This window comes from Muribaculum sp. An289 (assembly GCF_002159555.1).
GTDB lineage: Bacteria > Bacteroidota > Bacteroidia > Bacteroidales > UBA932 > Merdivivens > Merdivivens faecigallinarum.
In genome coordinates, this window is record NZ_NFIV01000003.1 from 254,724 (window position 1) to 266,124 (window position 11,401).

Genomic DNA, 11,401 nt, shown 5'->3' on the forward strand with positions numbered 1-11,401 from the left:
GGACATCAACCGGCTATGGCTATCGGTGTTTATCGGGCAATATGTGCCCTCGTGGAATGTCGCAAGTGGAATGTCGCCTTGCTACTTCAGAGTCATGCTTTTCCAGGCGGACTGCATTTCGGCGCTTGTCGCTATTACCGGAGTCTGTAGCTTTTCATTTGTGAGGAAGGCTTCCTTACGGACATTGTCTTTGAGGTATTCGGCGAGTTCCCCGTAATTTACCTGTCCCTTCGTTTCCTGAAGTTTTTTCAAAAGATAATACGTGAAAAGCCCGTGCGACTTGTCTTCAAACGGCATTGCCGTTTCGTCTCCGGAGGCAGCCGAGAAAACAACAGTGTGCCCTTCGAGTTTTTCCCGCTTTGCCTCACGCGCTATTCCGCGGGCTGCCACGAGCATAGAGCCTTCCCTGTCGGCTCCGCTGAAACATGCGTCCAGGAAATACGTTACGCTCGTCGCCTGCGATTGTGCCAATGCCTTGTACAACTTGTTAAGGCTGTAGCAGGTTTCGGTGTTCGTCCCTTTTCCGTCCGTAGGGACTATGTAGGCTTCGGCCGTTTTTTCATCGGGTATGCCGTGCCCGCAATAATACACTATGGCCTTTGCGTTTTCGAAGATGCTCATGGCCTGCACCATTTTGTCTACGCCTCCAGATATCACCCCGGCGGTCGCATCCTTGTACAGCCAGACCTGCCTTTCCGGGATTCCCAGTGTCTTTATGCAATATTCCCTGAACACTTCGCCGTCGTGGAGGGCGTATTTTACATTGTCGACATACGAATAGTTTTCATTCGCTATGATTAGGACGAATGTGTTTTCCGCCTTTTGCGATGTTACCGGAATATTGATGTCCACATCGGATTTTTTTATTACGGCATTTTCCTTGGATTTTCCTGAAACGGCTCCCGGGCTGTCTGTCTCTATCTTTTGGGCTACGGCATCGGCAAGCAGTTCATAATCGAGGTTTTTGTCCCCGATGTTGGCCGGGTCGTGCAATGCTTCCGAAATATCGTCGTAGTCGAAAGATACGTCCCTCTTGAATTCGTCCATTATCTTCCGGCACAATTCTATGGTCTTGACCGAGACATCTTCTCCGTAATAAAACCCGAGGGCGCTTTTCCCTGTTTGCGAATAATCGTATGTCCTGATGATGTCGCCGTTGAGGTTCTTTATCGTAAATGACAGCTCCAAATCTATCTTTCCGGTAGAAAAAGGCATGCCGAGCAAGTTGCCGATGAACAGAGTGCCTCCGGAAAGGATAGGGAACAGCAACCCTGATTTCAAGTGGAATTTTTCGCATTTGACCTCTAAGGTGCCTAACGGGTTTTCACCCTCTTTCATTATGTTCCGCTCTACTTCGCTGTTGACTACATTGTTGATGAACTGGGCGTTGCCTCCCAATACATTGACATACGAATAATCATATTCCAGAGTCGGTATTTTATTCGGAATCGGGTCGTATTGTGCCTGTTCCATCCCGGCCTTGTAGGTCGAGCATGCGGTTGCCGCAGCACATAGTGCCAGACAGATTAAGATTATTTTATTTTTCATGACGTTATGTTTTTCAATTGTTTTCATTTCTTATTTCAACGATTTTTCCCATTATCTGCAAATCCGGGTCTCTCATCCTGTTGCGATACAGCCACTCGCTGAAATCATCGCTGCTGAGTTGCGGGACATATTCTCCGGTTTCCGTAATAGGCATTATGAACCCGTTTTCGGAAAATATGATGACAAGCCTGTTGTGTTCCATGTCTCCTTTGCAGGTCAGTATCGTTTCTTCGTCATACGGGTAAAGCGGGTCTTCGGTGCAGAGCAGCCTGTAATCCGTGTTGCCCTTTATTTCCCTCGCTTTTCCGTTTCCGTTCTCATAAGGGACCAGGCAATAGGCGGTTCCGGCTTCGTCGTCGAGGAGGTATACGGACAGATAACCATTTACCGGAGACTTGAAGCCTATGGAAAAATGGTCGTTGTTTTTAAAGGTTTCGCTTTCGATGCCGTTGCGGAGTGTCTTCACGAGCAGGTCGAAATCGGCATTGTCGCGCCGGCGGGCTTTGCCGTACACGCTCGCTGTTATTATCAGTTGTCCGTCCTGATAACTGATTTCGATTTTAGGCTCCTCGATGTCGGACAGCCATTCTCCTTTTACTTCGGTCATGCCGATGGAGCGGAACCCGGTCTGCGATTCTTCATTGTGCGAGGATATGGAGACTGTGTTTATTTGCGAGACCGATGTCCCGAACTCTTTGGCCAATGCTTCGAGCCGGGCCCTTTCGATTGCCGTGTTCCTGGCCTGTTCCATAGAGACGTTCTCAGGGACGAAATAAGTATATGTCCCCCTTATTTTCACGCTCTTGGGCGGCTGGGAGGCGTTTGCCCGGAAACATAACGAGAGCAGGCAGACTGAAAGGATAATGAAGGTTTTCATTTAAGAAAATCAATCAGAAACCTAAAATGCCGTCAATCTGTTCGACAAGAGCGTCCGCCCTGTTTTCCATTTCTTCGCGCATGGCCTTTTTTGCATCGGCCTTTGCCATATCGGCGTTATAGAATATCATTACGCGCACTTCCTTGTTCTTGTCGGGCAGTTCCCGGTACAGTTCCAGAACGGTTATGGTCCTGCCGATATTCTGGGCTATTATGTTTTTCGCACCCATTACGCTTTCCGAGCCCGAAACCGCCTGCCCGGCTTCCAGCTGGTTGTTGGCTACGCGGCTTTCTATCAGGGCGCATATCTCGGTGGCGATATTGCCGGCCAGTTCTATTTTCGCGAGATTTACCGCCTGCATCCTTGCAGCATCATAGTTGCTTCCTGTCGATTGGCCTCCTCCGCTTATGTATTTTGGAAAACCTGTTTCGGCATCGAATTCATATTGCATCATATATACCTTGTCGAGCTGCCTTTCCATTGGAAGGGAACCGGGTGCGGCTTTCCATCCTTCCCTGGAATAGGCCTTCGCTTCCTTTCTCGCATCTTTGGATACTTTACGGGTCAATTGTTCCTTCGAATACTTCGATACGCTTTCGCGCTCTTTCATGAAAGCTTCGTAATCGCCAGACTGGGCGTAGGACAGCACTGTCATGGAAATGACCATTGCTGCGAGAGTGAAAAATTTTTTGAACATAGCAGAAATTATTTATTGGTTAATATTCATGCGCCGTTGGAAAACATAAAAAAGTGTGAGTTATCTTTGCTGCAACCTAAGGCCTACCACAGCCTACACCGCGTACAAGAATACTCACACTTAGCGCATGAGTATTTACTTATTGTCGATGCGGTGTTTTCTTAATTGTGGTAGTTTAAGGTTACACTCTCAACAGTAAATACCTTTAATATGTCTTACTATGTCATGTCCGTTACATATCGTCCGTCTTTTTCAGGAGGCCACCCTCCTCAATGTTAAACCATATTTGTCACAAATATATGCATATTTTTGAAACCGCAGGCAAAAACTTTCCCGCTACCTCTCATTCCGTCCCGATTCCTTTGACCGGGTTTGCGGTTGCGGCCCTCCAGCTCTGTACCGAAACGGAACCCAAAGCGATGACGGCGACTATGGCTCCGGCGGCAATGAAGATCCACCACCAGATGTGGATTTTATATGAAAAATGTTCCAGCCAGCGGTGCAGGACGAGCCACGATACGGGGATTGAAACGATAAAGGCGACGGCTATATACCGTATCAAATCCAGATTGAGCATTCTGACAATGCCGGGCACACTCGCTCCCTGCACTTTCCGGATGGCTATCTCGCGGGTTCTCCTCTTTATGATGAAAGCCATGAAAATAATGAGTCCGAGGTCGGCAAGTACCAGGCACAATATGGAAAACAGCCTGGTCAGCCGCCTTGCATTCATCTCGTTCCTGTATTGTCCGCTGAAAATGTCGCTCATGAGGGTATAATCCGGTTCGCGCTGCGGGTTTACCCCGGCCCACACCTTGTTGAAAACTTCCAGCCCGTCTTCCGAACATTCCGGAGCCATGCGGATCATGATGCAGGACTGGAAAAGGTTGCGTTGCATTATCAGCAGCGGAACGGAATCCTCGAAAACTCCGGTGTAATTGAAATCCTCGCACACTCCGACAATCGTTCCTTTGCGTATGTAGTCGATAGTCCCCTGGCTTATGCCGAGAGTCTTTCCGAGCGCTTGCCGAGGGTCGGAGAACCCCAAGGCCCTCATGGCCTTTTCATTGATGATATATTCTTCGGTGCGGTCGCTGAATGAGTTCCCCGCGATGCGGTCGTGCAGCAGGCCGTTTTCTGTCTGATAATCCATGTCCATAGGCGAGAACCCGTTGCCCCCGATCATGCGGATGCCGAAAAATTCCATGAAGTCCTCACCGACAAGGAGCAAGGGGAGCTTTACCGGATAGCCTGAACCTTCGGCCGTTACCTGCGCACCGTCCCTTATGGCATCCCCCGGAATCTGGAACGCCGAAGTGACGGCTTCTATTTCCGGATGTTTCAGCAGGCTCTCCTTCAGAAGGGCGTAATTTTCCATGACCTGGTCATCCTGCCATTTCAGGACAATGGTGTTTTTGTCCGCCCCTCCCGACTGTGTCTTTTCGATGAGTCCCATCTGCATTCCGATTCCTGATGCGACCGTGATTACCGTAATCACAATGAAAAACTGGACGGAAACCATCCATCGCACGTTGGAATAGGAGAAGCGCATCTGTTCCAGGACTTCCCCGGTGTTTGAAAAACGGGTGCGGAGAGTGTCTTTGAGGGCAGGCAGGAGCGAAACCGTCACGATGGCCGCGAGGAATGCAATGCAGATGATTGCTGCCGCCACCGGAGGGATTTTCAGCGGTATTAGCCCGTAATGTGCCGCAAGATGTGCCAGACACAGGCCGGCCGCCGTCGATATGGTCCCTGTGACGAACGCAATCCGTGCTTCGTTTGCGAGCACTGCCGATACCGGTGCGCCGTGCAGCCTCATGATATAGTAGAAGCGGCGGTTGTATGAAAATACGATGCAGCCGTTGAGCCAGAGATTGAAAAGAACTACTATCGCAAGCACCATGTTTGCGCCTCCGATGAGCCACAGGAACGTGGCATTCCCGTTCACCTCCATTTCACGCAGATTGTGGCTGTGGAGATGGATGTCGGTCAATGGAGTCAGTATGGCTTTCGGAACAGTGCCCTGAGGGTATATTCCGGCCTCGTTCCACAGGGAGGATATCTTGCCGGCAAGCTCCCGGAGATCCGTACCTTCCTTGACCAGGACATATACGTATGCGAAAACATCGCCCAAACCTTCTGAACTGTAAATGATTGCATCAGGATGAAAATGCGAGGTCCCGGGAAAATCCTCGAAAATCCCGGTAATGAAAGTGTCGGTCCTGAGTTTTCTCGAATCCGTCCTGACGGGGGACATGAGTACGTCGCGGCCGCTTTCTCCTTTGAGTTTCGAAGCAAAACTTTCACTGACCATTATCTGTTCCGAGCCGGGGATTCCGTCCGCGCTTTCGAGCATCCGGACATCGAATATTCTGAAAAAACCGCTGTCCACGGCAAAAACATCCGGTGCGGTCACGAGCCTGCCCCCGTAATCGAATCCGCAGGACTGTATGTGGAAAACCGATGCGGTCTCTTCGATTTCGGGAATCTCTTTTAGCAGCATGACGGGAATTTCGCCCCAGATACGTCCGTCGACGGGTTCGTCCTGAAAACCTATCGAGAGTCTTGCCGTCCTTTCGGATTCGGTGTTGTGCCTGTCATAATTCAGCTCCCTGTGCAGGTATCCTGCCGACAGCAGGAGGGAGGCGGTCACAATAGAAAGCCCGGCGGCATTTATGAAGTGAAGTGAGATGTTTCTGCGTATTATCCTGAAAACGTTCATTTTATTTCTTTCCCGGATTTATTCCGTCATATAATTTATTCCGTCGTATAATTGAATACTTCGAAATCCGTAATCCTGCTGTCGAAATCACCGGCCTTTCCGAGAGGGAAAACGAGGGTAGGTACGTAGTACATCACGCTTTTCCCTCCGTCGTGCCAGCGTTTTTCGACTTCAAGGCGGTCTATCGTCTTGCCGTTTACAATCAAGGTGGTGGAACGGCAGTCTCCCTTGACTGTTATTTCTGCCTTTTCGCCTTCGTGTACGCGGTAACGGAAAGTATTGAGGTAACCGTCTCTTGCAAAACCAAGCATTCCGCTTATTGGGTCGGAGAGGTAGAATACGGCATTGTCGGAACGGAACAGCTCTGTTCCGGGTGTTTCATGCCCTCCCTCGATGGTGAAATTTACCGTATAGTCATAACCTATTTCCCCGTACGGCATCTTCTGCCCGCTGCTTACTTCGTCCATGGCGAGAACGCAGGACCGCGGGGCCCCGATACGTCCGTTCTCATTAATTCCCGGTGCTTCCCTTACATCCCTCCTTGCCATATCGAATTCGTCATAGGTCAGCGTGACGTTTTCACCGCTCCACATCTTTGCGGAAAGTGTCTGCATTGCCGTAAACAGCCTGTAATGTATGTCTTTCACGGAGATTCCGTTCCCTGCATGGTCGTTCCATACGGCGAACATTCCCCCGGCAATGGCGGGGTCGCTTTCCTCGAAGACGGTTTCGCCGACATGGGCCGGAGTCCAGGATTCATACAGGAACCTTTCGTTCAGGAAATCGTAATAATATCCTGCCGCCGGGACGATGTATACGTATCCGTCCGGGATGCTTATCAGCCTGTAGCCCTGCCTGACCATCTCTTCCGGATCGGCGTAGCCGTTGTACCAGGCATTCATGAGCACATTTTCCGATTTTACCGGAGTTTTCCCGTCCGCATGCGTAAGCGCTCCCCAGATTACGGCCTGTTTTCCGTAACTTTCCACCAACCTGATATAATGGTCGGTGAATTCCCTGAATTTTTCTACAACAGATGAATCCCTGTTCGAATATTCGTCTGTCCCGATATGGACTTTCGGCCCTGTGAATACGGGATCGTCACCTCCCAAATATTCGGTGAAAAGCGAGTCGAGGAAGGAGTAGGTCGCGGGACTGAACAGGTCGAGATGGTCCATACCGTACTCCTCGCTGCCGGTCTCCGGGCGGTATCTTGTAAGTGCGAGCGAATGTGCGGGTACGTCTATCTCCGGGATTATTTCCACAAACATCCCCGAAGCTTCATTCTGAAAATTCCGGAATTCTTCCTTGCCGTAGCTACCGTCCCTTGCGGTCAGTCCGGGAAAATACTCGCTTTCAAGTCTGAATGCGGCGTATGTCTTGTCCCAGTCCTGACCGAAATACTGCTTGAATCCGTTGTCGTTCAGATGTATCTGGAGGGTGTTTATCTTGTAGTACGCCATAATCCGGACGAGTTTTTTCAGATAACCCATAGGGATGTATTTTCTTCCGCAATCCATCATGAATCCCCTAATCCCGTAGTCCGGCCAGTCGGTAATCCTGCCTGCCGGAAGGCTTTTGCCCGAACTGTTGTCGGCCATCTGGAGCAATGTCCTTGTGGCCCAGAAGATTCCTGCCGGGGACGGGGCCGTTACGGTTACTGTTTCGGTGGAGATATCTATGCTGTAGCCTTCTTGCCCGTAATGTTCCTCTCCGGGGCCTGTGCCTTTGTCCGTCATGAAGATTATGTCCCCCTTTCCGGCCGTTATTTTAAGCCTGTGGCCGAACATTGCCTCCCAGTCTTCTGAAAAATTTTCGGCTATTTTCAGGAGTTCCGGATCTTCCGACGGAACGGAGATTGCGAGCTTCCGGTCTGTTTCAAAATTTCCTTCGCCGGCAGTCCATGACTTCAGTTCCGGTATGACGAACGGTTTTACGCCGTTGGAGGATGGTGCGGCAGCGGCGTACGGGATGGCGAGCGACAGAAGACAGAAGGCACTGAGCAGCAGATACTTCATTGTCTGGTGGGTTTTAACGGATTTGTCAGTGTAATTTATTATCATTCAGTGTTATTAGTATCATAATTTCCGTAAAGTTAAGTTAAATTCCGGAAAATTTCCGATATGTAATTTTATTGTAACAATTTTCTTTCGTGCAATTGGCTTTTTATCCATATTTTTGCGGGAAATCTCATTTTGTAAATTTTTCTGCCAATGAACAGAATTTTGCTGGTCGTCATTTTTTTCGTGATTATCCCTGTGGCTGCTTTTGCACAGGAGGACAATCGTAAGAAGAGGGATCTCGACTGGTTGCAGTCATATATTGCCGATTCCCTGGACAACAGGGAGGAGCTTCTTACACATTTGGAAAACCTTCCTAATATCGAGGTCGGAAAAGGCATAACCTTCCGGCCTAAAAACAATATGTACGAAATGACCCTGCGTTTCAGGATGCAGAACATGGTCGGGCTTTCATTCGGGAAGGATTTCTCCCTTACCCGGACCGAGGCCCAGGTGAAACGTCTCAGACTGCGTTTTGACGGATATATCTTTTCCCCTAAGGTGATTTATTCGATTCAGCTCGGCTTTTCGGGTTATGATGCGGCGAAACTTCCCAACGGTAACATGAACATTGTGCGGGACGCCATTGTGTATTACAGGCACAGTGCGGCCTGGAACATAGGTTTCGGCCAGACAAAAATCAAGGCGAACCGTGCACGGGTGAATTCGTCCAGCGCCCTGCAATTCGTGGACAGGAGCATAGTGAACAGCGAATTCAACGTGGACAGGGACTTCGGATTTTTCGGCGAGTACAATTACGGTAGCCTTGAGGGTTTCGCTCTCTCGGCCAAGGCTTCGGTGACCCTTGGGGACGGGCGCAACTGGAATTCTTCGTCCATTGCGGGCTTTGCCTATACGGGGAGGCTCGAACTCTATCCTTTCGGGCGTTTCCACGGGAACGGGGAACTGATGGAGGGTGATGTTTCGTATGAGCAGGAGGTGAAGATGATGATTGCGGGCGCCTATCAGTTCAATGACAATGCGCAGAGGCTCCAGGGGACGAAAGGCGGGCTGATGCCTGACGGGCAGCACAGGGACATTAATTCGTATTTTGTGGATTTTATCATTAAATACCGCGGTTTCGCGGCCTGCATCGACTATATGGGCCGCTATGTGGCTGACCCGTTTTTCGAAGGAAGTCCTGAGGCGTATGTCTTTACCGGTTCGGGACTCAATGTGCAGGCGAGCTATCTTTTCGATGGAAAATGGGAGGTCGCCGCACGCAATTCGACGGTTTTTGCGGACAAGAGGCCTGCAGGATATGCCGGATACGACAGATGGAACCAGACGACCCTCGGTGTGACGAGGTATCTGATAGGGCACAGCCTGAAAGTGCAGTTCGACATATCGTACAATCATTATCTGAATCCGCTCGACCCCGGTTATGACAGGTGGATGATGCGTTTTCAGGTTGAGCTCGGACTGTAGCGGGGCTGCCGCCGTCAGCAATCCGTCCGGCCGCTTTGGGCCATCCGGTTGTATAATCCGATTGTATTTGCAATATTGTCATAAGTTGTCATGAAAAATGAAGTAGGGAACATTCTGTTGGAGAAGGCTTTGAAACTGGCCATGGAAGCTCATGAAGGTCAGGTGGACAAGGCGGGTGCGCCTTATATATTCCATCCGATAAGGGTGGCGTGCCGCTGCAAAAACGATACGGAGCGCATAGCGGCCTTGCTCCACGATACGGTGGAGGACTCGGACATGACTCCGGAACGCCTGCTTGCGGAGGGTTTTCCGAGAACGATTGTCGAGGCGGTCATTTCGCTGACCCATTATGATGATGAAAAATATTCCGATTATGTGAGGCGTTGCAGCCTGAATGCCGTGGCCCGTGCCGTGAAAATCCATGATCTCGAAGACAATATGGATATTTCGCGGTTGAAACAGGTCACAGAAAAGGACCTGAAACGTCTGAACAAATATCTCGTTGCGTATCGCTTCCTTCTGTCCGTAGGGGAAGAATAAGAAGCCGTTTAAGTAGTTTCTAAACATTTGGTGTTGGCTTCTGGGATGCTGTCTCGAATTTTCCGAGAAAAATTTTTAAACAGCTTCTGAATTTTCATAACTTTGTGTTTTAAATGTGTTTGAAAATGAGGCTCGCATCCCGATTCTGTCCATTGGTATTTTTGTCTTTTCTGTCCTTCGCTTCCGTGGCGGAGGCCCAGCATAAGGATTCCGATTTCGGTGTCTGGGGTTCAGTGACGTTGAAGAAACAGTTTGTCGGCGGTTTCTCCGGCTCGCTCAACTGCGAGATACGTTCCGACAGCAATGTCAGCAATATCGCCCTGTGGTGGATAAATCCGGAACTTAAATACAAATTCAACGACTATTTTACTGCGGAAATAGGTTACAGGTATTCGAATGTAGACCGTTCCGATTATTACGAGCAGGCGCACCGCTGGTATACGGGCGGGACTGCCGGAGTGGACTGGGGCCCGTTCCGCCTTACCTGGAGGGAACTCATAGAGCAGATTTACTATACCGACCGTCCCGAAGGTTCTTCCGGGCGGGTCGTATCGTATCTCCGTACGCGGCTCGGCATAAAGCTCAATGTCGAAAACATGCCCATCGACCCTTATTTCGATGTCGAGAATTTCTTCCACATTTCGGATTACCGTGCCGGCGAGGTCGGCATAATGCGTTATACGGCAGGACTCCGCATCCCGTTCGGCGGCGGTATGCACACGCTCAACATCTATTACCGCTACCAGCAGTATTTCACTTCCTCTCCAGATGACCATATCCTCGGACTCGGCTACGTGCTGAGCCTGTAAGGAAGAGGTTCCTCTCGGGCGCTTCCGTTGTTTTGCGGTAGGAAAATGACGGCTCCGGATTCTTGTTCATTCACGAGAATCCGGAGCCGCCAGCCGGTGCAATTATTTATTTTGTTGTAATTGTTATCATGAATTGTTTTCAAATTTATTAATTTTGTTTCGTTGAAAACAGTCTCCAGGTCAACAGTCTCGCCAGCGTCCTGTTGTGAATCGCTTTCAAATTTGTTAATTTTGTTTCGTTGAAAACAGTTCTCATAAAAAGATTACTCAGATTTTACTTGTTGTGAATCGCTTTCAAATTTGTTAATTTTGTTTCGTTGAAAACAGTACTTATTTTGTCTATGCCAAAGGGGGTATTGTTGTGAATCGCTTTCAAATTTGTTAATTTTGTTTCGTTGAAAACAGTTACACAAAACTGCTGATGCTAAAACAGCAAGTTGTGAATCGCTTTCAAATTTGTTAATTTTGTTTCGTTGAAAACAGTATATGGATTATCAGCACCAATGCCATAACCAGTTGTGAATCGCTTTCAAATTTGTTAATTTTGTTTCGTTGAAAACAGTTTAAATAGTTTGAAATGTGCTTACACAAATGTTGTGAATCGCTTTCAAATTTGTTAATTTTGTTTCGTTGAAAACAGTTAAAAACTCTCTTATGTCAAAGGGGGGGTTGTTGTGAATCGCTTTCAAATTTGTTAATTTTGTTTCGTTGAAAACAGTC

At 49.0% G+C, this 11,401-nt stretch carries 8 protein-coding genes; 3 read left to right on the plus strand and 5 right to left on the minus strand.

All coding sequences use genetic code 11. The features are described 5' to 3' along the window. Nucleotides 1-81: 81 nt before the first annotated feature. From B5F83_RS03920 to B5F83_RS03940, 5 genes are all read right to left on the minus strand, one after another. Nucleotides 82-1,548 carry a caspase family protein gene (locus tag B5F83_RS03920; protein ID WP_158094141.1) on the minus strand — a complete coding sequence of 489 codons (1,467 nt, stop codon included), beginning with the start codon at nucleotides 1,546-1,548 and terminating at the stop codon, nucleotides 82-84. Between the two features lie 13 nt (nucleotides 1,549-1,561). After that, complete coding sequence (locus B5F83_RS03925; RefSeq protein ID WP_087276286.1) at nucleotides 1,562-2,425, minus strand: hypothetical protein; 864 nt, start codon at nucleotides 2,423-2,425, stop codon at nucleotides 1,562-1,564. Nucleotides 2,426-2,438: 13 nt separating this feature from the next. Beyond that, entirely contained in the window at nucleotides 2,439-3,122 is a 684-nt protein-coding gene (locus tag B5F83_RS03930; protein ID WP_087325246.1) for a hypothetical protein, read from the minus strand. Between the two features lie 343 nt (nucleotides 3,123-3,465). Beyond that, entirely contained in the window at nucleotides 3,466-5,844 is a 2,379-nt protein-coding gene (locus tag B5F83_RS03935; RefSeq protein WP_087276281.1) for an ABC transporter permease, read from the minus strand. 35 nt (nucleotides 5,845-5,879) lie between these two features. Next, nucleotides 5,880-7,862, minus strand: a complete 1,983-nt coding sequence (locus B5F83_RS03940) for a family 20 glycosylhydrolase (RefSeq protein ID WP_087276764.1) — start codon at nucleotides 7,860-7,862, stop codon at nucleotides 5,880-5,882. A gap of 195 nt (nucleotides 7,863-8,057) precedes the next feature. On the opposite strand from B5F83_RS03940, the gene B5F83_RS03945 reads away from it, so the two are divergent. The 3 genes from B5F83_RS03945 to B5F83_RS03955 all read left to right on the plus strand — a co-directional run bounded on the left by B5F83_RS03945 (nucleotide 8,058) and on the right by B5F83_RS03955 (nucleotide 10,681). Beyond that, complete coding sequence (locus tag B5F83_RS03945; protein WP_143822452.1) at nucleotides 8,058-9,332, plus strand: porin; 1,275 nt, start codon at nucleotides 8,058-8,060, stop codon at nucleotides 9,330-9,332. Nucleotides 9,333-9,422: 90 nt separating this feature from the next. Further along, entirely contained in the window at nucleotides 9,423-9,872 is a 450-nt protein-coding gene (locus B5F83_RS03950; RefSeq protein ID WP_204207323.1) for an HD domain-containing protein, read from the plus strand. Nucleotides 9,873-9,997: 125 nt separating this feature from the next. Then, nucleotides 9,998-10,681 (plus strand): DUF2490 domain-containing protein, encoded by a 684-nt coding sequence (locus B5F83_RS03955; protein ID WP_158094142.1) that lies wholly within the window; start codon nucleotides 9,998-10,000, stop codon nucleotides 10,679-10,681. The last annotated feature ends 720 nt before the right edge of the window (nucleotides 10,682-11,401 follow it).

Excerpts from the sequence above, each read along its gene's own strand:
- B5F83_RS03920 (WP_158094141.1), bottom strand. The coding sequence starts at position 1,548 with ATGAAAAATAAAATAATCTTAATCTGTCTGGCACTATGTGCTGCGGCA.
- B5F83_RS03925 (WP_087276286.1), bottom strand. The coding sequence starts at position 2,425 with ATGAAAACCTTCATTATCCTTTCAGTCTGCCTGCTCTCGTTATGTTTC.
- B5F83_RS03930 (WP_087325246.1), bottom strand. The coding sequence starts at position 3,122 with ATGTTCAAAAAATTTTTCACTCTCGCAGCAATGGTCATTTCCATGACA.
- B5F83_RS03935 (WP_087276281.1), bottom strand. The coding sequence starts at position 5,844 with ATGAACGTTTTCAGGATAATACGCAGAAACATCTCACTTCACTTCATA.
- B5F83_RS03940 (WP_087276764.1), bottom strand. The coding sequence starts at position 7,862 with ATGAAGTATCTGCTGCTCAGTGCCTTCTGTCTTCTGTCGCTCGCCATC.
- B5F83_RS03945 (WP_143822452.1), top strand. The coding sequence starts at position 8,058 with ATGAACAGAATTTTGCTGGTCGTCATTTTTTTCGTGATTATCCCTGTG.
- B5F83_RS03950 (WP_204207323.1), top strand. The coding sequence starts at position 9,423 with ATGAAAAATGAAGTAGGGAACATTCTGTTGGAGAAGGCTTTGAAACTG.
- B5F83_RS03955 (WP_158094142.1), top strand. The coding sequence starts at position 9,998 with ATGAGGCTCGCATCCCGATTCTGTCCATTGGTATTTTTGTCTTTTCTG.